Annotated in this window: 23 protein-coding genes; 13 read left to right on the top strand and 10 right to left on the bottom strand. The window is 71.0% G+C overall.

Translation table 11 applies throughout. From position 1 onward, the window contains the following. Window positions 1-43 precede the first annotated feature (43 nt). The gene (locus SZ60_RS09660) at window positions 44-271 is read right to left on the bottom strand and encodes a hypothetical protein (RefSeq protein WP_043595467.1); all 228 of its coding nucleotides are present in this window, start codon (window positions 269-271) and stop codon (window positions 44-46) included. Window positions 272-482: 211 nt separating this feature from the next. On the opposite strand from SZ60_RS09660, the gene typA reads away from it, so the two are divergent. Both typA and SZ60_RS09650 read left to right on the top strand, forming a co-directional pair. Beyond that, window positions 483-2,393, top strand: coding sequence for a translational GTPase TypA (typA, locus tag SZ60_RS09655; RefSeq protein ID WP_043595466.1), 1,911 nt, complete (start codon window positions 483-485; stop codon window positions 2,391-2,393). 121 nt (window positions 2,394-2,514) lie between these two features. Then, on the top strand, window positions 2,515-3,030 hold the full coding sequence (locus SZ60_RS09650) for a hypothetical protein (RefSeq protein WP_137848249.1): 516 nt from the start codon (window positions 2,515-2,517) through the stop codon (window positions 3,028-3,030). Between the two features lie 54 nt (window positions 3,031-3,084). Here the strand turns inward: SZ60_RS09650 and efeB are convergent, their stop codons facing one another. Genes efeB through efeU form a run of 3 tightly spaced genes read right to left on the bottom strand, consistent with a single transcriptional unit; the run spans window position 3,085 to window position 6,463 of the window. Then, window positions 3,085-4,374, bottom strand: a complete 1,290-nt coding sequence (efeB, locus tag SZ60_RS09645; protein ID WP_043595529.1) for an iron uptake transporter deferrochelatase/peroxidase subunit — start codon at window positions 4,372-4,374, stop codon at window positions 3,085-3,087. After that, a complete protein-coding gene (gene efeO / locus SZ60_RS09640; protein WP_043595464.1) occupies window positions 4,371-5,567 on the bottom strand; it encodes an iron uptake system protein EfeO in 1,197 nt (398 codons plus the stop codon). The genes efeB and efeO overlap by 4 nt, the downstream gene beginning before the upstream one ends. Next, complete coding sequence (gene efeU, locus SZ60_RS09635; protein WP_043595463.1) at window positions 5,564-6,463, bottom strand: iron uptake transporter permease EfeU; 900 nt, start codon at window positions 6,461-6,463, stop codon at window positions 5,564-5,566. The genes efeO and efeU overlap by 4 nt, the downstream gene beginning before the upstream one ends. Window positions 6,464-6,646: 183 nt before the next feature. On the opposite strand from efeU, the gene SZ60_RS09630 reads away from it, so the two are divergent. The 4 genes from SZ60_RS09630 to SZ60_RS09615 are packed head-to-tail and all read left to right on the top strand — an operon-like array spanning window position 6,647 to window position 10,739. Then, the gene (locus tag SZ60_RS09630; RefSeq protein WP_052505288.1) at window positions 6,647-7,993 is read left to right on the top strand and encodes a PIG-L family deacetylase; all 1,347 of its coding nucleotides are present in this window, start codon (window positions 6,647-6,649) and stop codon (window positions 7,991-7,993) included. Further along, window positions 7,990-8,316, top strand: a complete 327-nt coding sequence (fdxA, locus tag SZ60_RS09625) for a ferredoxin (protein WP_043595461.1) — start codon at window positions 7,990-7,992, stop codon at window positions 8,314-8,316. The genes SZ60_RS09630 and fdxA overlap by 4 nt, the downstream gene beginning before the upstream one ends. Before the next feature lie 10 nt (window positions 8,317-8,326). After that, window positions 8,327-9,427: a succinyldiaminopimelate transaminase gene (gene dapC, locus SZ60_RS09620; RefSeq protein ID WP_043595460.1), complete on the top strand. Its 1,101-nt coding sequence runs from the start codon at window positions 8,327-8,329 to the stop codon at window positions 9,425-9,427. Between the two features lie 16 nt (window positions 9,428-9,443). After that, a complete protein-coding gene (locus tag SZ60_RS09615) occupies window positions 9,444-10,739 on the top strand; it encodes a citrate synthase (RefSeq protein WP_082060022.1) in 1,296 nt (431 codons plus the stop codon). Between the two features lie 113 nt (window positions 10,740-10,852). On the opposite strand, the gene dapD is transcribed toward SZ60_RS09615, so the two are convergent. Next, entirely contained in the window at window positions 10,853-11,827 is a 975-nt protein-coding gene (dapD, locus tag SZ60_RS09610) for a 2,3,4,5-tetrahydropyridine-2,6-dicarboxylate N-succinyltransferase (protein ID WP_043595458.1), read from the bottom strand. Window positions 11,828-11,902: 75 nt separating this feature from the next. Between dapD and dapE the strand changes: the two genes are divergently transcribed. From dapE to SZ60_RS16900, 3 genes are all read left to right on the top strand, one after another. Further along, window positions 11,903-12,976, top strand: a complete 1,074-nt coding sequence (gene dapE, locus SZ60_RS09605) for a succinyl-diaminopimelate desuccinylase (protein ID WP_043595456.1) — start codon at window positions 11,903-11,905, stop codon at window positions 12,974-12,976. Then, window positions 12,961-14,232: a hypothetical protein gene (locus SZ60_RS09600; RefSeq protein WP_231567103.1), complete on the top strand. Its 1,272-nt coding sequence runs from the start codon at window positions 12,961-12,963 to the stop codon at window positions 14,230-14,232. Before dapE ends, SZ60_RS09600 begins: the two co-directional genes overlap by 16 nt. An 83-nt stretch (window positions 14,233-14,315) precedes the next feature. Continuing rightward, on the top strand, window positions 14,316-14,486 hold the full coding sequence (locus SZ60_RS16900) for a DUF3117 domain-containing protein (protein ID WP_071256769.1): 171 nt from the start codon (window positions 14,316-14,318) through the stop codon (window positions 14,484-14,486). A 126-nt stretch (window positions 14,487-14,612) separates the two neighbouring features. Here SZ60_RS16900 and SZ60_RS09595 read toward each other — a convergent pair whose 3' ends face one another. Then, window positions 14,613-15,239 (bottom strand): O-methyltransferase, encoded by a 627-nt coding sequence (locus tag SZ60_RS09595; protein WP_043595523.1) that lies wholly within the window; start codon window positions 15,237-15,239, stop codon window positions 14,613-14,615. Window positions 15,240-15,308: 69 nt separating this feature from the next. Between SZ60_RS09595 and SZ60_RS09590 the strand changes: the two genes are divergently transcribed. After that, window positions 15,309-15,716: a translocase gene (locus SZ60_RS09590; protein ID WP_043595455.1), complete on the top strand. Its 408-nt coding sequence runs from the start codon at window positions 15,309-15,311 to the stop codon at window positions 15,714-15,716. A gap of 78 nt (window positions 15,717-15,794) precedes the next feature. Here SZ60_RS09590 and SZ60_RS09585 read toward each other — a convergent pair whose 3' ends face one another. Next, a complete protein-coding gene (locus SZ60_RS09585) occupies window positions 15,795-16,709 on the bottom strand; it encodes a LysR family transcriptional regulator (RefSeq protein WP_043595453.1) in 915 nt (304 codons plus the stop codon). Between the two features lie 187 nt (window positions 16,710-16,896). Between SZ60_RS09585 and SZ60_RS17795 the strand changes: the two genes are divergently transcribed. Continuing rightward, window positions 16,897-17,019 (top strand): hypothetical protein, encoded by a 123-nt coding sequence (locus tag SZ60_RS17795; protein ID WP_255349708.1) that lies wholly within the window; start codon window positions 16,897-16,899, stop codon window positions 17,017-17,019. A 174-nt stretch (window positions 17,020-17,193) separates the two neighbouring features. On the opposite strand, the gene SZ60_RS09580 is transcribed toward SZ60_RS17795, so the two are convergent. Genes SZ60_RS09580 through SZ60_RS09570 form a run of 3 tightly spaced genes read right to left on the bottom strand, consistent with a single transcriptional unit; the run spans window position 17,194 to window position 20,249 of the window. Next, the gene (locus SZ60_RS09580) at window positions 17,194-18,315 is read right to left on the bottom strand and encodes an Mrp/NBP35 family ATP-binding protein (protein WP_197073538.1); all 1,122 of its coding nucleotides are present in this window, start codon (window positions 18,313-18,315) and stop codon (window positions 17,194-17,196) included. 43 nt (window positions 18,316-18,358) lie between these two features. Continuing rightward, on the bottom strand, window positions 18,359-18,940 hold the full coding sequence (locus tag SZ60_RS09575; protein ID WP_043595450.1) for a DUF1003 domain-containing protein: 582 nt from the start codon (window positions 18,938-18,940) through the stop codon (window positions 18,359-18,361). Beyond that, on the bottom strand, window positions 18,927-20,249 hold the full coding sequence (locus tag SZ60_RS09570) for a magnesium transporter MgtE N-terminal domain-containing protein (protein WP_043595448.1): 1,323 nt from the start codon (window positions 20,247-20,249) through the stop codon (window positions 18,927-18,929). The genes SZ60_RS09575 and SZ60_RS09570 overlap by 14 nt, the downstream gene beginning before the upstream one ends. 71 nt (window positions 20,250-20,320) lie before the next feature. On the opposite strand from SZ60_RS09570, the gene SZ60_RS09565 reads away from it, so the two are divergent. Further along, complete coding sequence (locus SZ60_RS09565) at window positions 20,321-20,821, top strand: general stress protein (RefSeq protein ID WP_043595447.1); 501 nt, start codon at window positions 20,321-20,323, stop codon at window positions 20,819-20,821. Between the two features lie 17 nt (window positions 20,822-20,838). Then, window positions 20,839-21,477 carry a hypothetical protein gene (locus SZ60_RS09560; protein ID WP_052505286.1) on the top strand — a complete coding sequence of 213 codons (639 nt, stop codon included), beginning with the start codon at window positions 20,839-20,841 and terminating at the stop codon, window positions 21,475-21,477. Window positions 21,478-21,496 lie beyond the last annotated feature (19 nt).

The following is a 21,496-nucleotide window of genomic DNA, read 5'->3' as shown; positions in this document are numbered from 1 at the left end:
GCCGGACGGCGGGGCCCTTCGTGGTCGCGGACGACGGTCGGCGTCAGGCGCTGTAGGTGAAGTTCCAGGTCTTGGACCCCGAGTAGTACGTGCAGGCCGACGTGATCGTGAGTCCGGTCTGGCGGTACGTCTTGGCCCCGGCGTTGCAGGCGTTCAGGGACGAGTAACCGGGTGAGGTGCTGGCGACCGCCGCTTGTGCGGCAGCAGGGGCGGCGACGGCGCCGGCGACGAGGCCGAGACCCAACAACACGGATGCGATGCGCTTCTTCATGGTGTCCTCCGTTCGGTGGGCGAGTGGCCCAGGACTTCACGCTCCCACCGGCACCAAAAGGTGACAAGAGGTCATGTGGGGGACCGGAAGCGTCCCCCTCGCCCTCGGGAAACCCTCGGCGGAGGGGTCCCTTTACCACGTGCCGTAGACTGTCTTCGCCGGGCTCTGACCCGACCACTTCCCCCTCTCTCTTCTCGTAAGGAATACATCCATGGCGACTGCCATCCGCAGCGACCTGCGCAACGTGGCGATCGTGGCCCACGTCGACCACGGCAAGACGACCCTCGTCGACGCCATGCTCAAGCAGACCAACTCGTTCGACGCGCACTTCGACACCGAAGACCGCATGATGGACGGCAACGAGCTCGAGCGTGAGAAGGGCATCACGATCCTCGCGAAGAACACCTCGGTGCTCTACAACGGTGCCCACGCGACCGACGGCCCGATCACCATCAACGTGATCGACACCCCCGGCCACGCCGACTTCGGCGGCGAGGTCGAGCGCGGCCTGTCGATGGTCGACGGCGTCGTGCTGCTCGTCGACGCGTCCGAGGGCCCGCTGCCCCAGACGCGCTTCGTGCTCCGTAAGGCCCTCGCGGCCAAGCTGCCCGTCATCCTGCTGGTCAACAAGACCGACCGTCCCGACGCGCGCATCGACGAGGTCGTCGCCGAGAGCCAGGACCTCCTGCTCGGCCTCGCCAGCGACCTGAGCGAAGAGGTCGACGACCTCGACCTCGACGCCATCCTCAACGTGCCCGTCGTCTACGCCTCGGGTCGCAACGGCGCCGCGTCGACGAACAAGCCCGACGACGGCTCGCTGCCCGACAACCCCGACCTCGAGCCCCTCTTCGAGGCGATCCTCACCCACGTGCCGGCGCCGCGCTACGACGACGAGCACCCCCTGCAGGCGCACGTCACGAACCTCGACGCCTCGCCGTTCCTCGGTCGTCTCGCGCTCCTCCGCGTCTTCCACGGCACCCTGCAGAAGGGCCAGACGGTCGCCTGGGTCAAGTCCGACGGCTCGGTCCAGAACGCACGCATCACCGAGCTGTTGATCACGAAGGCCCTCAGCCGCTACCCCGCCGAGAGCGCGGGCCCCGGTGACATCGTCGCCGTCGCCGGCTTCGACACCATCACCATCGGCGAGACGCTGTCCGACCCGGACGACGTCCGCCCGCTGCCGACCATCACGGTCGACGACCCGGCCATCTCGATGACCATCGGCACGAACACCTCGCCCATCATCGGCAAGGTCAAGGGCCACAAGCTGACCGCCCGCATGGTGAAGGACCGCCTCGACCGCGAACTGGTCGGCAACGTCTCGCTCAAGGTCCTCGACGTCGGACGCCCCGACGCGTGGGAGGTCCAGGGTCGCGGCGAGCTCGCGCTGGCCATCCTCGTCGAGCAGATGCGTCGCGAGGGCTTCGAGCTCACCGTCGGCAAGCCCCAGGTCGTCACGCGTCGTGACGAGAACGGCAAGCTGCAAGAGCCGTTCGAGCACATGACCATCGACGTGCCCGACGAGTACCTCGGTGCCGTCACGCAGCTCATGGCCGCCCGCAAGGGCCGCATGGAGAACATGGCGAACCACGGCTCGGGCTGGGTGCGCATGGAGTTCATCGTCCCCTCGCGCGGCCTGATCGGCTTCCGCACGCAGTTCCTCACCGACACGCGCGGCACCGGCATCGCCAACGGCATCAGCCACGGCTACGGCCCCTGGGCCGGCGAGATCTCGACCCGCACCAACGGCTCGATCATCGCCGACCGCTCGGGCGTCGTCACGCCCTTCGCGATCATCAACCTGCAAGAGCGCATGTCGTTCTTCGTGCAGCCGACCGAAGAGGTCTACGAGGGCATGGTCGTGGGCGAGAACTCGCGCGCCGACGACATGGACGTCAACATCACCAAAGAGAAGAAGCTGACCAACATGCGTCAGTCGACGGCCGACAACTTCGAGTCGATGACGCCCTCCAAGGTGCTGTCCCTCGAGGAAGCCCTCGAGTTCGCCGGTGACGACGAGTGCGTCGAGGTCACCCCCGACGCCATCCGCATCCGCAAGGTCGAGCTCGACGCGTCGGCTCGCCAGCGCAGCACCGCTCGCCTGAAGAAGCAGAACGCGTAAGCGGCAGCGCTCCACAGCACCATCCGCCGAGGAGGCGGTCCGCATCACCGCGGGCCGCCTCCTTCGTGCATGGTCGGCACGTTCTGCGCCGGTCCCCAGCGGCCACCGTTAACCTCGCGGAGTGCTGATCCAGAAGACGACCCTCGCCCGCTCCGCCGCCACGCTCGCGCTGGCTGCCGGCCTCGTGGCCGGCCTCACTGCCTGCGGTGAGGGCTCGCCCGTCGACAACATCGTGGGCGGCGCGGTCGACAGCGGCATCGAAGACCTCAAGGGCACCGCGCAGAAGGCCGTCGAGGACGCGGCAGGCGAGGCGCTGAACGGTGCAGGCATCACGACCGACGGCACCCTGCCCGCGAGCTTCCCGGCCGAGGTGCCGCTCGTCCCGGGGACGACCCGTGGTGGGGGAGCAGGTCCCGACGGCACCGGATGGGTCGCCCAGATCACCGTCTCGGGGGCCGACCAATTCGCCGTCGCCCAGCAGCAGCTCGAGGCCGCCGGCTACACGGCCTCGGGGGTCGACACCGACGCCGAGAGCGGCTTCGGCACCTTCACCGGCTCCGCGTACCGCGTCGTGCTCACCGTCTCGACCGACAGCGAGGGTCAGGCGATCGCCACGTACGTCGTCACGTCCGTCTGACCACCCGCGGTGAGCGCCTCGGTCCCGGCGGGTCCCGATCCGTCGGGAGTCGCGTCAGCCGAAGAGCGTCTCGCCGACCCAGCCGTCGCGTGACGCCCCGGGCGGCACGGCGTAGATCGCCGACCCGACGTGCTTGACGTACTCGTTCATCCGGTCGTTCCCCGACAGCGCCTGCTGGATCGGCACGTACTGCCGCCGCGGGTCGCGGTTGAAGGCGATGAAGAACAGCCCGGCGTTCAGGCGGCCGAGTTCGTCGTTGCCGTCGACGAAGTTGTACCCGCGGCGCAGCAGCGTGGCCCCGTCGTTGTTCCGGGGGTGTGCCAACGCGACGTGCGAGTCGGGTGCGATGGCCGGCCCGCCACCGGTCGAGGCGGCGACGGCGAAGTCGGGGGCGGTGAACTCGGTCCCGCCCGAGAGCGGGGCCCCTTCGCCCTTGTCGCGGCCGACGACCGTCTGCTGCTCGGACAGGGAGGCGTGGTCCCAGGTCTCGATCGTCATGCGGATCTTGCGCGCGACCAGGTACGACCCGCCGTCCATCCACGCCGCACCGTCGGACGCGGTCGCCCAGACGCCGTCGTCCACCGCGGCGACGTCCTCGGCCTTGACGTTGGCCGTCCCGTCCTTGAAGCCGAAGAGGTTGCGGGGCGTCGTCTGGCCCCGGGTCGTCGACGAGGTGCGACCGAAGCCCAGCTGGGACCACCGCAAGGAGGCTCGGCCGAAGGCGATCCGCGAGAGGTTGCGGATGGCGTGCACCGCGACCTGCGGGTCGTCGCTGCAGGCCTGGACGCAGAGGTCGCCGCCGCTCGCGGCCGCGACGAGCTGGTCGCCCGAGAAGTGCGGCAGGTCGACGAGGGCCGGAGGCCGCTTCGAGGCGAGCCCGAAGCGGTCGGTGCCGTCGGCGGTGGTGAACAGGGTCGGCCCGAAGCCGATCGTGACCGTGAGCCCGGCGGCGGGCAGGCCCGTGGCCTCGCCCGTGTCGTCCGGCGGAGCCAGGAGGCTGCCGCCCGTGGCACCGGTGGGGCTCACGTCGAGTCCGGCGGTCAGGCGCGAGGCCGCGTAGCTCCAGTCCTTCAACAGTTCGACGAGCTCGGTGCGCGTGACGCCGTCCGCGACGTCGAACGACGCGAAGTGCAGGCGGTCCTGGGCGGCCGTCACGATGCCCGACTGGTGGCCGCCGAAGAACGGGTACGACGCCGAGGCCCCGGACGACCCGCCGGCGTGCGCCTGCACGGCGCGGTCGGTGCCGATCCCGACCCCGAGGCCCAGGACGCCGGCCCCGACGCCCGTGCCGACGAGCCCCAGCAGACCGCGGCGCGAGAGGCCGCCTCCGTCCGTCACCGTCAGGCGACCAGTGCCGAGGTCAGCTTGCTGAGCGGCTCGCTGAGGGCGTTGACGGCGTCCGACAACTTCTTCTTGTCGGCGTCGGTCAGGTCGGTGTACGACGGGTAACCCGCGTCGAGGCTGCCGTAGCCGGCGAGCAGCGTCTCGACCGTCGTCAGCTGCGCGTCGATCGAGGTCGCCAGCTCGGGGTCCTTCTGGTCGACGACGGCGCGCACGCCGTCGAACGCCACCCGGGCACCCTCGAGGTTGCCCTGGAAATCGTAGAGGTCGGTGTGCGACCAGATCTCCTCCTCGCCGGTGATCTTGCCGGTGGCCACCTCGTCCATCAGGCCGACCGCACCGTTGGCGATCGTGTCGATGCCGACCGTGAAGTCGCTCGCCGTGACCTCGTCGTAGAGGTCCTTCGTGTCGCTCGTCAGCAGGTCGGCGTAGTGCGTGCGTTCGTCGGCCGTCAGGGGGACGTACGCCGCGCCTCCGTTCTCTGACGCCGCGGGCTGCCAGAGGTCCTTCTCGATGCGGTGCCAGCCGGTCCACTCGGTGCCGGGCTCGACGTCGGCCTCGCGGAAGTCGATCTTCGGGTCGAGGTCGCCGAAGGACTCGGCCACGGGCTCGATGCGTTCGTAGTGTGCCCGTGCAGAGGGGTAGAGCGACCGTGCCTTCTCGTCGTCGCCGGCGGTGTACGCGGCGAGGAACTCGTCGGTGGCCGTGACGAGCTGCCCGGTCTGGTCCTTGACGTATCCGACGTAGGCCGTCGCCGCGGCGTCGATCTGCTGCTTCTCGCTGCCCGTGGCCTCGACGGCCGTGCCCGAGTCGGTCACCGTGAAGGAGGCGCGCACGCCTTCTCCGACGAGCCCCGGGACGCAGGCGGTGTAGTACTCGCCGGCCGGCACCGAGACCGTCATCGAGCCCGACGTGCCGGGGCCGATGTTCTCCTTCTCGCTGATGATGCGGAGGCCGTCCTCGGCGAGCAGTTCGAACTCGCTGTTGTCGCTGCCGGAGTTCGTCATGGTGAACGTCACGGGGCCGCTCGGCACCGAGGTCGTCGACAGCGAGCAGGAGTCGTCGGAGCCGTCGACGGTCACCGCGGTGGCCGACGAGGAGCCGGCGGGGGAGTTCGCGACGCACCCGGTCAGGGCCAGTGCGAGCGCGGCGACGCCCGAGGCGACGGCGAGGGGGCGGAGGGGGCTGGCGATCATCGGGATGCTCCTGCGGTGCGGGGGGACGGGGTGGTCGGGGCGGCGGAGGTGCCGCGGGTCGTGGACGGGTCGGACGTGCTCGGGGCGCCGGGGCGCCGGCGTCGGGTCGCACGCACGAAGAAGGGGACGACGACGGCCAGGTAGGCGAGCCAGGCGATCACCTGCAGCCAGCTGGGCGTCGGCGTGAAGTTGACGAGCCCTTGGAGCAGGGTGCCGTACCAGCTGGTCGGCGGCACGGCCGCGCTCACGTCGAAGGCCAGGGAGGCGCGGCCCGGCAGCACGGACGCCTCCTGCAGGTCGCCCACCCCGTAGGCGAGGACGCCCGCCGCGACGACGACGAGGAAGTAGCCGGTCACCCGGAAGAACCGGGCGACGTCGAGGCGGACCACACCGCGGTAGATCGCCACCTGGATCGCGACCGCCGTGAGGATGCCGAGCAGGGCGCCCACGAGGGGTGTCGCGCCGCCGCCGGTCGACTGCACGGTGGCCCAGACGAAGAGTGCGGTCTCGATGCCCTCGCGCCCGACCGAGAGGAAGGCCAGGGCGACGATCGCCCCGGCACCGCCGACCAGCGCCCGGTCGAGGCCCGACTCGAGCTCGCCGCGCAGCCCACGCGCGGTCCGGGCCATCCAGAAGACCATCCAGGTGACGAAGCCCACGGCCACGATCGAGAGTCCGCCGCCGATGATCTCCTGGGCCTGGAAGGTGAGCCCGTAGGTGCCGAAGGTCAGCACGGCGCCGAGTCCGAGGGAGAGGGCGACCGCGGCGCCGACGCCCAGCCAGAGGCGGGGGAGGACGTCACGTCGGCCGACCTTGACCACGTAGGCGATGAGGATGCCGACCACGAGAGCGGCCTCGAGGCCCTCCCGGAGTCCGATGAGGTAGTTGGCGAGCACGGGGACGGCTTTCTCGGAGGGGAGTGGAGCTCGTCGTCGAGCAGGGGCGGGAGTGGGCTCACGGTGCACTGCGCCGAACGGTGCCGAGACGGGACCGAACGGGCCGGTATGGTTAGGCTAACCTCACTAAGGGCACCCTGAGCCAGACCGACAGTAGTGCGGCGCGGCATATCCTGTCCAGTGATGAACTCCTCCGCCTCGCCGACGCCCGCGTCGCCCTTGACCGCCGGTGACCCGCGGCTCGAGCGCGTGCTCTTCGTCCACGCCCACCCCGACGACGAGACCATCACCACGGGTGGCACGATCGCCGCGCTGGTCGAGGCCGGTGCCGCCGTCACCGTGGTGACCTGCACCCGGGGTGAACTGGGCGAGGTCATCCCCGACGACCTCGCCGCCCTGCGAGACGACCAGGCCGCCCTCGCCGTCCACCGCGAGGGCGAGATCGCCGCCGCCGTGCACGACCTCGGCGTCGACGACCATCGGTTCCTCGGTTCGCCCGGAGCCCGCACGCCCGGCCTCCCCGAACGGGCCTACCGCGACAGCGGCATGGTCTGGCGGTCCGACGGCGTGGCCGGGCCGACGCCGGACCTGCACCCCGCCGCCTTCTGCGCCGCCGAGTTCGGCGAGGTCGTCAGCGACCTGTCGGCCGTCGTGCAGTCCGTGCGCCCGACCGCCGTCATCAGCTACGACGAGGACGGCGGCTACCACCACCCCGACCACGTCCGGGCCAACCGGGTCGCCGTGCGCGCCGCGCGCCTCGTCGGCGTGCCGTACTTCGCGATCGTGGCCGGCGCCGAGTCGGCCGAGGGCGCCGAGGCCGAGGCCCTCGCCACCGACGACACCGTGCTGACGATGGACGCACGGCACGTCGCACCCCGCAAGCTCGCGGCGCTGCGGGACCACCGCAGCCAGGTCGAGGTGGTCGACCTCCCGGGCGGCCGGGCCGGCATCCGCTTCCCCCACGGGGCCGTCGAGCCCGTGACGGTCCGTGAGTCGTTCCGCTTCGTGCCCGAGCCGACGGACGACCGGGGCGCCTCCGAGATGGCGCAGATGACGACGGGCGGTCGCGTCGCCGCGCTCGTGCTGGCGCTCGCCGCCGGGGCCGTGTTCGGCACCATCGGCACCGTGATGCACCAGTCGACGATCACCGTCGCCGGTTCGCCGGTGTGGTCCGGGCTCGTCCTCGCGCTGCTGATGAGCCTCACGCTCCTCGCCGGTCTCCGCTCGGTCTTCGGTTCGCGGGCCATGGCCGGCGCCGCCGCCGTCGGACTGCTCGGGGCACTCGTGGTCCTGTGGCAGGCGAGTCCGGGCGGATCGATCCTCGTGCCCGACAACACGCCCGCCCTGGTCTGGCTCGGCGGCGTGTTCCTCATCTGCCTCGTCGTGCTCGGGTGGCCGCGGTTGCGAGGCCCCGTCGCCGGGGGCCCGACGTCGCCCGGCGACTCGACCCGCGCCTCCTCGGTCGAGGCACAGCCGGCAGACGATAGGCTGGACGCCCTGCCCGACGCGAAGGGAACCCCCCAGACGTGACGTACGTGATCGCACTTCCCTGTGTCGATGTCAAAGACCGTGCCTGCATCGACGAGTGCCCCGTCGACTGCATCTACGAGGGCGAACGCTCGCTCTACATCCACCCCGACGAATGCGTCGACTGCGGTGCCTGCGAGCCGGTGTGCCCCGTCGAGGCCATCTACTACGAAGACGACCTGCCCGACAAGTGGGCCGAGTACTACAAGGCCAACGTCGAGTTCTTCGACGAGATCGGTTCGCCCGGTGGCGCGGCCAAGGTCGGCGTCATCGCCAAGGACCACCCCGTCATCTCGGCGCTGCCCCCTCAGGGCGCCGGCGCCTAGGTCGGCCTCCGTGGCGCTCGACCTGCCCGAGTTCCCCTGGGACGCCCTGGTGCCGTACGCGGCGACCGCCCGGCGTCACCCCGGTGGCATCGTCGACCTCAGCGTCGGCTCGCCCGTCGACCCGACCCCCGACGTCGTCCGCGAGGCCCTCGCGATCGCGACCGACGCGCACTCGTACCCGCAGGTCGCCGGCACCCCGGCCCTGCGGTCGGCCATCGCCGAGTGGTACGAGCGGCGCCGCGGAGTGACCGGCCTCGGTGACGCCCACGTGCTGCCGACCATCGGCTCGAAAGAACTCATCGCCGGCATGGCGCTCTGGCTCGGCATCGGTGCGGGCGACACGGTGGTCTACCCGACCATCGCCTACCCGACCTACGCGCTCGGTGCGGCTCTCGTCGGCGCGACGGCCCTCGCCTCCGACGACCCGGCCGAGTGGCCCGCCTCGACGAAGCTGGTCTGGCTGAACAGCCCGGGCAACCCCGACGGAGCCGTCCTCGGCGTCGAGGCCCTGCGCGCCGCCGTCGCCCGTGCGCGCGAACTCGGGGCCGTGATCGCGGGCGACGAGTGCTACGCCGAACTCGGCTGGACGGGCGAATGGGCCAATCACCCCACGCCCTGCATCCTCGACCCCCGCGTCGTGGGTGACGACCTCCGTGGCGTCGTCTCGGTGTACTCGCTCAGCAAGCAGTCCAATCTCGCCGGGTACCGCGCGGGCTTCGTCGCGGGCTGCGACCACGTCCTCGGGCAGCTGCTCGCCGTGCGCAAGCACGCCGGCCTCATGCCGCCGGCCCCGGTGCAACAAGCCATGGTGGTCGCGCTGGCCGACGAGGCCCACGTGGTCGAGCAGAAGGCGCGGTACGCGGCCCGCCGGGCGCGCCTCCTTCCCGCTCTCGAAGGGGCAGGGTTCCGCATCGACCGCAGCGAGGCCGGGCTCTACCTCTGGGCCACGCGGGACGAGGACGCCTGGGTCACGGTCTCCTGGCTGGCCGAGCGCGGTGTGCTCGTCGCCCCTGGGTCGTTCTACGGGCCGGCCGGCGATCGTCACGTCCGCGTGGCGCTCACGACGACCGACGAGCGCATCGACGCCGCCGTGGGGCGCCTCGGCAGCTGACCGCTAGGCTGACCGGGTGACTGACACTGCCAACGACGCCCAGAAGGCCACGCTGCAGTTCCCGGGGGGAACAGCCGAGTTCCCGATCGTCGCGAGCACCGAAGGTGCCTCGTCGATCGACATCTCGACGTTCACCAAGCAGACCGGTTACACGACCCTCGACACGGGATTCGTGAACACCTCCAATGCCCGAAGCACGATCACCTACATCGACGGTGATCAGGGCATCCTGCGCTACCGGGGCTACCCGATCGAACAAGTCGCCGAGAACTCGACCTACCTCGAGACGGCCTGGCTGTTGATCTACGGCGAACTGCCCACCCCCGACCAGCTCGCCGACTTCGACGCGCGCATCCGGCGGCACACGCTGCTGCACGAAGACCTGCGTCGCTTCTTCGACGCCCTGCCGCACAACGCCCACCCCATGTCGGTGCTGTCGAGCGCGGTCGGTGCCCTGTCGACGTTCTACGAAGACAGCATGAGCGTGCACGACCCCGAGCAGGTCGAGCTGCAGACCGTGCGACTGCTGGCCAAGCTGCCGGTCATCGCGGCCTACGCGCACAAGAAGAGCCTCGGCCAGGCGTTCCTCTACCCTGACAACTCGCTCAGCTTCGTCGACAACTTCCTTAAGCTGAACTTCGGCACGATGGCCGAGCCGTACGAGGTGAACCCCGTCCTGTCGAAGGCGCTCGAGCGCCTGCTCATCCTCCACGAGGACCACGAACAGAACGCGTCGACCTCGACCGTGCGTCTCGTCGGCTCGACGCAGGCCAACATGTTCTCGTCGATCTCGGCCGGCATCAGCGCCCTCTACGGGCCGCTGCACGGCGGGGCCAATGAGGCCGTCCTCAAGATGCTCGCCGAGATCCGCGACAGCGGCCAGGGCGTCGAACGCTTCGTCGAGCGGGTCAAGAACAAAGAGGCCGGCGTCAAGCTGATGGGCTTCGGGCACCGCGTCTACAAGAACTACGACCCGCGCGCCAAGCTGGTCAAAGAGAGCGCCACCGAGGTGCTCGAGTCGCTCGGCGTGAAGGACGACCTGCTCGACATCGCGATGGAGCTCGAGGGCATCGCCCTGGCCGACGACTACTTCGTCGAGCGCAAGCTCTACCCGAACGTCGACTTCTACACGGGCGTCATCTACAAGGCGATGGGGTTCCCGCCGCGCATGTTCACCGTGCTCTTCGCGATCGGGCGCCTGCCCGGCTGGATCGCCCACTGGCGCGAGATGAACACCGACCCGACGACCAAGATCGGGCGCCCCCAGCAGTTGTACCTGGGCGCGACCGAGCGCGACTGGCCGCAGCGCTGACCCGTCGGGGCGATCGGCTGCCACACCGGTAGATGGGCACCATGCCAGGCGATGACCCGGCGTGGTGCCCATCTTCCGGCGTTGCGGGGGCGTGGTGCTGCTGCCCCGCCCGGCTACGCGTGCAGCTGCGAGTTCAGCGTGATGCCGTGGCCCTTGCGGGGCAGCACCTCGACGGCGCCGGTCAGCGAGTTGCGGCGGAAGAGCAGCCCGGGCTGGCCCGAGAGCTCGACCGCCTTGACGGTCTGCGGCGAGCCGTCGTTGGTGGGGGTGCCGCCCACGACGACGACCTTGGTGCCCGCCGTCACGTAGAGACCGGCCTCGACGACGGTGTCGTCGCCGATCGCGATGCCGATGCCGGCGTTGGCGCCGAGCAGGGCACGGGCACCGATGGTGACCCGCTGGGTGCCGCCGCCCGACAGCGTGCCCATGATCGAGGCGCCACCACCGATGTCGGACCCGTCACCCACGACGACGCCCTGCGAGATGCGGCCCTCGACCATGGACGACCCGAGGGTGCCGGCGTTGAAGTTCACGAAGCCCTCGTGCATCACCGTGGTGCCCGGGGCCAGGTGCGCACCGAGCCGCACCCGCGAGGCGTCGGCGATGCGGACTCGGTCGGGTGAGACGTAGTCGAGCATGCGCGGGAACTTGTCGATGCCGGTCGCGACGATGCCCGCACGCTGCAGCGTCGGACGCAGTCGCGCGAAGTCGTCGGGGTGGACCGGCCCGGCGTTGGTCCAGGTGACGATCGGCAGGTGCGCGAACACGCCGTCGAGGTTGATCGTGTTGGGCTTCACCAGCAGGTGGCTGAGCAGGTGCAGGCGGAGGTACGAGTCGGGGGTGGACGCAGGAGGCGCGCTCAGGTCGATCTCGACGGTCACCGGGACGAGGTCCACCGCGCGGCGCTCGTCGGGCCCGGCGGCGTCGGCCAGCTCGCCCGGGACGATCTCGGGGTCGCGGTCGGCCGGCAGGGTGCCGAGCCGGGGGGAGGGGAACCAGGTGTCGAGCGTGGTGCCGTCGTGCGAGACGGTCGCGAGGCCGTACCCGTAGGCGCGGGTCGGGGCGGTGGCGGTGGCGTCGGAAGTCATGGACCCGAGCGTATCGGCAGCCGCCGACGACCCGGTTGGAGGCGACCCGTGCCTTCGGCCCGTAAACTCGCCCGCATGGCACCGATCGACCTCTCCGTCTCGCCCGTCGACGTCACGAGGCAGCTCTGCGACATCCGGTCGGAGTCGGGCGACGAACGCCTCGTCGCCGACGAGATCTGGGCCACGCTCGACGGTTGCGACCACCTCGAGTTGTTCCGCGACGGCGACGCGATCGTCGCCCGGACCCGGCTCGGCCGGGCCTCGCGGGTCGTCATCGCCGGTCACATCGATACGGTGCCGATCAACGACAACGTGCCCACGCGCTACGAGACCGAGGACGGGGTCGACTACCTCTGGGGTCGCGGCACCGTCGACATGAAGGCCGGCTGTGCCGTCCACCTCAGGCTCGCGGTCGAGTTGACCGAGCCCGGCGTCGACGTCACCTGGGTCTGGTACGACCACGAAGAGGTCTCCGACGCCCTGAACGGCCTGGGCCGCCTCGCGCGCGTCCGACCCGACCTGTTGGCCGGCGACTTCGCCGTCCTGGGAGAACCGAGCAACAGCGGGGTCGAAGGGGGCTGCAACGGCAACCTGCGCGCCGAGATCCGCACCTTCGGCGCCCGCTCGCACAGCGCCCGCTCGTGGGTCGGCGACAATGCCATCCACAAGGCCGCGCCGATCCTCGACGTGCTGGCGGCCTACGAGGCGCGCGAGGTCGAGGTCGACGGGCTCGTCTACCGCGAGGGCCTCAACGCCGTCGGCATCACGGGTGGCGTGGCCGGCAACGTCATCCCCGACGAGTGCATGGTGCACGTCAACTACCGCTTCGCACCGAGCCGCAGCGCCGACGAGGCCGTCGCCCACGTGCGCGAACTCTTCGAGGGCTTCGACGTCACGATCGTCGACCTCGCCCCCGGTGCCCGGCCCGGCCTGGACGCCCCGCTGGCGCAGCAGTTCCTGCGCGCCGTCGGCGGCGAGGCCAAGCCCAAGTACGGCTGGACGGACGTCGCGCGCTTCTCCGCCCTCGGCGTGCCCGCCGTCAACTACGGTCCCGGCGACCCGATGCTGGCCCACCACGACGACGAGCGCGTGCCCGTGCAGCAGATCCTCGACAACGAGCGCGGACTGCGGGCGTGGCTGACGAACTGACCATAGACGAGGCGAGCCGCGCCTCCTCGTCCCCGCTCCCGCGTCACGCCCCCCGACGACCGATCTCGCCGTCGAGGAGTCTCGTGCTGCGCTACCGCCTCACGCCGTGGTGGGCGCGCGTGCTCGTGGTGTTCGTGCTGTCACGCGTCGTCAGCACGGTCGCCCTGCTCACCTTCGCCGGCGCCCAGCAGGCCAACGCGTGGACCCTCGCGAGCCCCGACTACGGCAGCTTCGCCACCATCTGGGACGGTCACTGGTACTACATCATCGCCGTGGTGGGGTACCCGAGCGACCTGCCGATCACGGGCGACGGGCACGTGGGCGAGAACGCCTGGGCGTTCATGCCGGTCTACCCGTTCGTCGTCCGTGGGCTGATGGCCCTGACCGGCCTGCCCTTCGCGACGCTCGCGGTCGTCGTGTCGGTCGCCTGCGCCGCGGGGACGGCTCTGCTGTTCTACCGCCTCATGCGGCACTCGCTGTCCGAGTCGACCTCGTTGTTCGCGGTCGTCCTGTTCTGCGTGGCGCCCCTGTCGCCGCTGCTGCAGGTGGCCTACGCCGAGTCGATGTTCCTGCTGCTGCTCTGCGCGAGCCTGCTCCTGCTGGTGCGGCGACAGTACCTGGCGATGCTGCCGGTCGTGCTGGTCATGTCGTTCACGCGGCCAGGGGCTCTTCCGCTCGCCCTCGCGATCGGACTGCACGGGCTGTTGCGGTGGTGGCGGCGGCACGACGACCCCTTCCCGGTGCGCGAGCGGGTCCGTGTGGCGGCGGTCGCCGCGACCACGGCCGTGTTCGGCATCGCCTGGCTCGTCGTCGCCGGAGCGGTGACCGGCGTGCCGGGTGCCTACACCGAGACCGAGCTCGCCTGGCGGGCGCCGTACATCGGCTACGGGCCGCTGGTGCCGTTCACCCCCTGGGTCGACGGGGCGAACTGGTGGTTTCCGGGTGGTTCCGGCATCGCCTTGCTCGTCCTGTCGGTCCTCGCCTTCACGGCCCTGATGCTGTCGCCGTGGGCGCGCAGGACGAGTGTCGACCTGAGGCTCTGGGGTGTCGCCTACGCGCTCTACCTGCTGGCCGTGTTCTTCCCGCAGTCCAGCACCTTCCGGCTGTTGATGCCGCTCTTCCCGTTGCTGGGCGTGCTCGCGGTGCCACGGTCGAAGGTCTACCGAGTGCTGCTCGTCGCCGTGTTCGTGGCCGCCCAGTGGGTGTGGCTCTACTACTGCTGGTGGGTGAACGGGTACGACTGGACGCCGCCGTGATCGGTGGTCGAACGGCGTCGTTTAGGTCGGAGGCTGGAAATCACGGATAATGGGTCCAGCATCTTGCGAAAGGGGACTATCTGATGGCAGCCATGAAGCCGAGGACCGGCGACGGGCCTATGGAAGCCGTTAAGGAGGGCCGTCTCATCATCGTGCGTGTTCCGCTCGAGGGTGGGGGACGCCTCGTGGTGTCGGTCAACGACGACGAAGCCAAAGAGCTGCACGACGCCCTCGCCGGCGTCGTGAGCGCCTAGTCGGCCACCTCCTTAATAGCCCCGGACGCCCCGCCCGTCGCACCTGCGACGCGCGGGGCGTTCGTGCGCGTGCCCCCGTCCGCTGCCAGCCCACTGCGCTCGCGTGCGTCGCCGGGCGCGAGCGTCTCAGCGCTTGACGAGCGAGAGCAGGCCGTCGCCCGCGGTCGAGAGCGAACTGATCACGGCCGGTGAGGTCGACACCTCGGTCAGCAAGGTGCGGAAGCCCGTGGTCGTTGCGTCGCGGACGGCGGGATTGGCCACCCTGCCGTGCCAGAGCGCGTGCGCGACGAGGACGAGTCCGCCGGGACGGGCGAGTCGCAGGCCGTGCTCGACGTACTCGATGACCGAACCGGGGTCGGCGTCGACGAAGACGATGTCGTACGAGTTCTCGTTCATGCGAGGCAGCACGTCGGCTGCGCGGCCTGCGATCAGGCGGAACCGGCTGGCCGGGACCCCCGCCTGCAGGTAGGCGTCGCGGGCGGCCTGCTGGTGCTCGATCTCACGGTCGATGGTCGTCAGGACGGCACCGGGGGCGCCCGAGAGCAGCCAGAGCCCGCTCACGCCCAGGCCCGTACCGACCTCGATGATCGACGAGGCGTTCGAGGCGGCGGCGACGACAGCGAGCTGGGCACCGACCGCCGGTGAGACGGCTTCGACGCCGACCTCGAGCGAATGCTGTCGAGCCTCGGCGATCGCGTCGCTCTCGGTGACGAGTTCTTCCGCGAACTTCCAACTTGACTCTATCTGCGACACACCCACTCCTCGAAAGGCCAACTCTAGGGGGTTCCCCGAGTCGTCACCGGTTAGTCTGCATGCGTGTCCATGTTCGGTCTGACGTTCGACAAGCTGCTCATCATCGGTGTGCTCGCGGTCTTCCTGCTCGGTCCCGAACGGCTGCCCGGTTACGCCTCGAAGCTCGCCCAGCTCGTCCGGACGGTGCGGGACATGGCCAACGGCGCGAAGACCCGCATGCGCGACGAGATGGGCCCCGAGTTCGACGACGTCGAGTGGCAGAAGCTCGACCCGCGCCAGTACGATCCGCGTCGCATCATCCGCGACGCGCTGCTGGACGGCACGGACGCCGCTCCCAAGCCTTCGGCGCCGAGCATGGCGACGGCCGGTGCCGCAGCCGCGGCGGTGTCCGCAGGGTTGCCCGGGGGCCGCTCCTCCGCTCAGGCCGTGCCCTTGGCGACGGGCGAGGTGCCGCCCTACGACTCCGAGGCGACCTGACGCTCTTGCCGCGCCGCGCCTCCTGATCCGGCGGCCGGTCGCCCCTCCGGCCTCGTGCACGGTTGCCCCGGCGACGGGTCAGACGCCTCCGTGCACCGCCGCCACGCGGGAAGCCTCGGCGCGGAGCGCGTCGACGACCCGCCGGACGGAGGGGCGCTCCGCCCGGTCGCGCCGCATCACGGCCGACACCCAGCGCACTGCCCGGATGCTCTCGAGGGGCACGAGCACCATGTCGTCACGGGCGTCCTTGGCCGTGAAGCGCGGCAGCACGGCGATGCCGAGGCCGGCTCCGACGAGCGACTCGGTCACCTTGGTGTCGCTGAAGCGTTGGGCGACACGGACGGGGCTGCCGGTCACCCGCTCGATCTCGCGGTAGACCCACTCGAACGGGAAGTCGTGCGGCACGCCGATCCAGTTCTCTCCCTCGAGGTCGCCGGGCGCGAGCGAGGCGCGACCGGCCAGTCGGTGGTCGGCGGGCAGGGCGATGTCGAGGGGTTCGGTCAGCAGCGGGACGGTGACGAGTCCACGGCCGGGCCAGGGCTTGTCGTCGGACGAGTGCGCGACGACGACGTCGTGGTCGGCGGCCAGTTCGGGGAACTCACGGATCGACGGGTCGTGGTCGCTCGCGACGACCACCAGGCCCGGGGTCTCGGCCACCGTGCGCAGCAGGCCCGGCAGCAACATCTGCCCGCCCGTGGGAAAGGTGGCCAGCGTGACCTCGCCCTGCGGGGTCGCGACGAAGTCGTCCCAGACCGCCTGGGCGCGTTCGAGTGCCACGGCGACGTCGGTGGCCGTCTGGGCCAGCACGCGTCCGGAGCCGGTGAGCACGATGCCGCGTCCCACCCGCTCGGTCAGGGCGACCCCTGCTTCGCGCTCGAGCACCTTGAGCTGCTGCGAGACGGCGCTCGGGGTGCGGTGGGTGGCCCGGGCGACGGCGGCCACGCTGCCTCGTTCGGCGAGTTCGCGGAGGAGTTCGAGGCGCTTGACATCCATGTAGCAAAACTACTCTGTTTCGGTAGAAACGTGAGATTGATCTACCGCTTCCCGAGGCGCATCATTGAAGCGTCCCCGGAGCGCGTCGTAGCGCTCCCGAGCTCCGGTCGACCTGGTCCCGGGCTCGGTGGCGAATCCATCCCACCACGCAGAACCGCGCGCCGAACCGCGCCAGAAAGAGTCCCCCATGCTCACCGGAATCATCGTCCTCATCATCGCCGCAGTCGTCGGAATCGCCGGCTCGCTCGTCTCGGTCGCCCGCGACGGCTTCCGCGCCATCCCGACCAAGACCTACAACCGCTGGTCGTAGTCGACTTCGCGGTGACAGGCTCGTCTCCCTCCTGAGCGTGCCGTCACCGCGTGTGCCGCCCCTGTGCTGGGGTGCGGCACGAGCACGTCGCCGCCCCCGGGCGAGACGCTGTGACGAAAGGGCACCTCGCCACGCGAGGTGCCCTTTCTGCGGTTCCGGGAGTCGGGCCGGAGGTCAGCTGACGCTGAGTCCGAGCTTGCGGCCCGCCAGACCGCGTGCCCGCACGGCCAGTCGGCCCGCCAAGTCGTCGATGGCCGCGGCCGCGGGATCGTCGGGAGCGGCGAGCACGACCGGGACGCCGTCGTCACCGCCCTGCCGCAGGCCCAGGCTCAGCGGCACGCTGGCGAGCAACGGCACCTCGGCCTCTTGCCCGGTCGACAGTCGGCGTGCCGTCTCGGCGCCACCGCCCGACCCGAAGAGCTCGAGCACGCTGCCGTCGGACTGCGGCAGGCCCGCCATGTTCTCGACCACCCCGAGCAACCGCTGACCCGTCTGGCGCGCCACGAGCCCGCTGCGCTCGGCGACGTCGGCGGCGGCCGGTTGGGGCGTCGTGACGACCAGCACCTCGGCGTGCGGCAGCAACTGCCCCACCGAGATGGCGACGTCGCCCGTGCCGGGAGGCAGGTCGAGCAGCAGGACGTCGAGGTCGCCGAAGTACACGTCGGTGAGGAACTGCTGGATCGTGCGGTGCAGCATCGGACCCCGCCAGGCGACCGCCGTCGAGGCGTCGTCGACGAACATGCCGATCGAGATGACCTTCACGCCGTGGGCCACGGGGGGCAGGATCATGTCGTCGACGCGGGTCGGCTTGACGGACGCGCCGTCGGGGCCGACGAGGCCCAGCAACCCGGGGATGCTGAAGCCGTAGACGTCGGCGTCGACGATGCCGACCGCCAGGCCGCGGGCCGCGAGGGCGACGGCGAGGTTCGCGGTGACGGTGGACTTGCCGACACCGCCCTTGCCGCTCGTGACGGCGTACACCCGGGTCAGCGTGTCGGGCCCGAACTGCATGCCCCGCGCCGCCCGGCCCGCCCGGAGCTTCTCGGTGAGGGCGTGTCGTTCGTCCTTGGTCATGACGGTCACGTCGACGGTGACGGCGGTGACGCCGGCCACCGAGGCGGTGGCCTCGCGGACGTCGCGTTCGATCGTGTCGGCGGCGGGACAGCCCACGATCGTGAGCTTCACGGCCACCGTCGCCGCGCCTCCTGCGTCGACGGCGACCTCGCCGATCATGTCGAGCTCGGTGACGGGCTTGCGGATCTCGGGGTCGAGCACGCGACCGAGCGCACGGCGCACGTCGTCCGGCGTCGGCACCGGCGGCCGCGGTGCCGGCGCCGGCTCAGCCACGGTGCCCGTCGCGCCGGGCCTCGCGTCGCGAGGGGGACGAGGAGGCGCGGGTCGCCTCGACCCCGGAGGGCTCGTCGTCGTCGCGGCGGTCGAGCTCGTCGAGCAGCGAGCGCAGCTCGGCCCGGATGAAGTCCTTGCTCGCCATGTCGCGGATCGCGATGCGGAGGGCGACGACCTCGCGGGCCAGGTACTCGGTGTCGGCCAGGTTGCGCTCGGCGCGCTGGCGGTCCTGTTCGAACTGCACACGGTCGCGGTCGTCCTGACGGTTCTGCGCGAGCAGGATCAGGGGAGCGGCGTACGACGCCTGCAGCGAGAGGATCAGCGTCAGGGCCGTGAATCCGATGGCGGCGCTGTCGAACCGGATGTCGACGGGAGCGACCGTGTTGTAGATCATCCAGACGACGCAGAACAGGGTGAGGGCGATCAGGAAGTAGGGCGTGCCCATGCCGCGGGCGATGGACTCGGTGGCCCGGCCGAAACGGTCGCTGCTGACCCGCTTCCGCCCGGGCAGGACCCTGGTGCGCAGACCCTTCGGAGCGTCGAGGCGGACGTCGTTGCGGTTATCGCGGGCCATCGTCGCTCCTCGTGCTCTGACCGATCGCCGGGCGACGGGCGCGACCACGCGGTCGGCTCGCGGTCAGGGGTTGGTCGGGGTCTTGACTGCGCCAGTCGTCGGGCAGCACGTGGTCGAGCACGTCGTCGATGGTGACGACGCCGACCAGGCGGTGGGCCGAATCGACGACGGGCACCGAGACGAGGTTGTAGGTCGCCATGACACGCGTGACCTCGAGGGCCGTCGCGTCGACGCGGACCGGCTCGGTGGTCTGGTCGAGGATCGTGCCCAGGCGCTCGTTCGGCGGGTAGCGGAGCATCCGCTGGAAGTGCACCATGCCGAGGAACCGGCCGGTGGGCGGCTCGTAGGGTGGCAGGACCACGCAGACGGCCGCGCCGAGCGCGGGGGCCAGCTCGTGGCGACGGATGAGGGCCAGGCCCTCGGCGACGGTCGCGTCGGCCGAGACGATGACGGGCTCGGTCGTCATGAGGCCGCCGGCGGTGTCGGAGTCGTAGCTGAGCAGCATGCGCACGTCGTCGGCCTCGTCGGGCTCCATCAACGTGAGGAGTTGCTCGGTGCGCTCGTCGGGCAGCTGGGCGATGAGGTCGGCCGCGTCGTCGGGCTGCATCTGGTCGAGGACGCTCGCCGCGCGGTGGTCGTCGAGGCCCGTGAAGATCTCGACCTGCTCGGCCTCGGGCAGCTCTTCGAGCACGTCGGCGAGACGGTCGTCGGACAGTTCACCGGCGACCTCGAGCCGCCGTTCGGGCGTGAGGTCGAGCAGGGTGTTCGCCAGGTCGGCGGGCACGAGGTCGGAGTACGCGGCGATGAGGTGCTCGGCGCTCTGCGCCTCGCCCGGGCCAGCCTCTTCGACCACGTCGTCCCACGCAGCGAACGCCGTGGGCGGTTTGACGAACGGGGACGGCGACGTCTTGGGCTTGCGCAGGAAGAGCTGGCCGACCTCCCAGTCGCCCTCGCTCACCTCGTCGATCGCCACGTCCTCGATCGTGGCGTGGCCCCCACCGTGCCGGAACGACACCCGACGACCGAGCAGGTCGGCGATGACCCGGGTCTCGCCGCCCCGCTGTTCGAAGCGGCGGAGGGTGATGACGCCGTTCGTGATGATCTGGCCCGAGCCGATGCTCGTGACGCGGCCGATGCCGACGAAGACCCGGCGCTTGCCGGGCACCTCGACGACGAGCCCCACCACGCGGGGCGCCCCGGTGCGGCGGTAGACCACCAGCACGTCGCGCACCTTGCCGACCTTGTCGCCCGCAGGGTCGAAGACGGAGCAACCGGCCAGGCGGGCGACGAAGACTCTGGTTGCACTCACGCGTCCAATTTAGTCGCTCGCACCGACGCCGCCGACGGGGGCTCGGCAGGGGCACCGTGTTTAATGCAGGGATGACGAACCCGGGCCCCGTGGGGCGACGCCCGCCGATGGTTCCCACCCTGCCGCGGGGTGACGTGCTCGGCACCTACGACACGTATCCCGAGGCCCAGCGCGTGGTCGACCGGTTGTCGCAGGCCGAGTTCCCGATCAAGCAGCTGGCGATCATCGGCAACGACCTCAAGACCGTCGAACGCGTCACCGGTCGGCTGAGCTACGGGCGTGCCGCGCTGGCGGGGGCCGTGACCGGACTCTGGCTCGGCGTCTTCTTCGGGCTCGTCATGCTCGTCTTCGCGACCGAGACCGCCACCGCCGCCACCGTCGGGGCGGCCGCCCTGCTCGGTGCGGGCTTCGGCATGCTCTACGGCATCGTCAGCTTCGCGGTCACGCGTCGTCGCCGCGACTTCACCTCGACGCACCAGGTGCTCGCCTCGAACTACCAGATCGTGGTCGACCCCGTGGTCTCCGGTCGGGCGCACGAGATCCTCGCCCGTCCCGAGACCCCGCGCCGCTGACGTACCCTGGTGTCGACATGGCACCCCGCGACCCCTCCACGACGGCCACCCGGGCCGAGCGCTTCGCGCGTGGTTGGCTGACCGCCGGCGCCTCGACCCTGGTCGCGGCCTTCTCCCACGTGGCGGGCGGCGGCATGCAACCCGGCGTGCTCGGCGTGGTCCTCGCCCTGGCCGTGGCCGTGCCGGTCTCGATCGCCCTGGCAGGCGTGCATCTCTCGACCGTGCGGCTGGCCGTCGCGGTCGCGCTCAGCCAGATCGCGTTCCACCTGCTCTTCTCGCTCGGTGCCGAGGGCGTCGGCGGAGCCTCCGCCACGGGCGGCCACCACGCGGCGCTCGTGATCTCGACGGCCACCGACGGGTCGGTGTCCGGCACGGTCGCGGGTGCCATGGTCATGGGCGGCCCCACCATGTGGCTGGCCCACGCCCTCGCGGCCGTGGTCACGATCGTCGCCTTGCGGCGGGGCGAGGGCGCCGCGTGGGCCATCGTCCGACTGGCCGTCCGCGGTCTGACCGTCGCGCGCCTCCTGACGGCCGGACACCGACCCGAGGTGCCCGTCGTCCGACGCCCCTCGACCCCGACCGGCGTCCGTCCGCGTCCGCCCGGACGACGACACCTCACGGCCCGGCCCCGCCGCGGTCCGCCCTGCCCTGCCTGACCCCTCACGCCGTCGACTC

This window comes from Frigoribacterium sp. MEB024 (assembly GCF_000878135.1).
Classification (GTDB): Bacteria; Actinomycetota; Actinomycetes; order Actinomycetales; family Microbacteriaceae; genus Frigoribacterium.
This window is presented reverse-complemented; position numbering and strand designations above follow the sequence as displayed.

What these genes read in the sequence shown, in the direction of transcription:
- SZ60_RS09660 (WP_043595467.1), bottom strand. Translation starts at nt 271, where the DNA reads ATGAAGAAGCGCATCGCATCCGTGTTGTTGGGTCTCGGCCTCGTCGCC.
- typA (WP_043595466.1), top strand. Translation starts at nt 483, where the DNA reads ATGGCGACTGCCATCCGCAGCGACCTGCGCAACGTGGCGATCGTGGCC.
- efeO (WP_043595464.1), bottom strand. Translation starts at nt 5,567, where the DNA reads ATGATCGCCAGCCCCCTCCGCCCCCTCGCCGTCGCCTCGGGCGTCGCC.
- SZ60_RS09630 (WP_052505288.1), top strand. Translation starts at nt 6,647, where the DNA reads ATGAACTCCTCCGCCTCGCCGACGCCCGCGTCGCCCTTGACCGCCGGT.
- dapD (WP_043595458.1), bottom strand. Translation starts at nt 11,827, where the DNA reads ATGACTTCCGACGCCACCGCCACCGCCCCGACCCGCGCCTACGGGTAC.
- dapE (WP_043595456.1), top strand. Translation starts at nt 11,903, where the DNA reads ATGGCACCGATCGACCTCTCCGTCTCGCCCGTCGACGTCACGAGGCAG.
- SZ60_RS16900 (WP_071256769.1), top strand. Translation starts at nt 14,316, where the DNA reads ATGGCAGCCATGAAGCCGAGGACCGGCGACGGGCCTATGGAAGCCGTT.
- SZ60_RS09590 (WP_043595455.1), top strand. Translation starts at nt 15,309, where the DNA reads ATGTTCGGTCTGACGTTCGACAAGCTGCTCATCATCGGTGTGCTCGCG.
- SZ60_RS09585 (WP_043595453.1), bottom strand. Translation starts at nt 16,709, where the DNA reads ATGGATGTCAAGCGCCTCGAACTCCTCCGCGAACTCGCCGAACGAGGC.
- SZ60_RS17795 (WP_255349708.1), top strand. Translation starts at nt 16,897, where the DNA reads ATGCTCACCGGAATCATCGTCCTCATCATCGCCGCAGTCGTCGGAATC.
- SZ60_RS09575 (WP_043595450.1), bottom strand. Translation starts at nt 18,940, where the DNA reads ATGGCCCGCGATAACCGCAACGACGTCCGCCTCGACGCTCCGAAGGGT.
- SZ60_RS09565 (WP_043595447.1), top strand. Translation starts at nt 20,321, where the DNA reads ATGACGAACCCGGGCCCCGTGGGGCGACGCCCGCCGATGGTTCCCACC.
- SZ60_RS09560 (WP_052505286.1), top strand. Translation starts at nt 20,839, where the DNA reads ATGGCACCCCGCGACCCCTCCACGACGGCCACCCGGGCCGAGCGCTTC.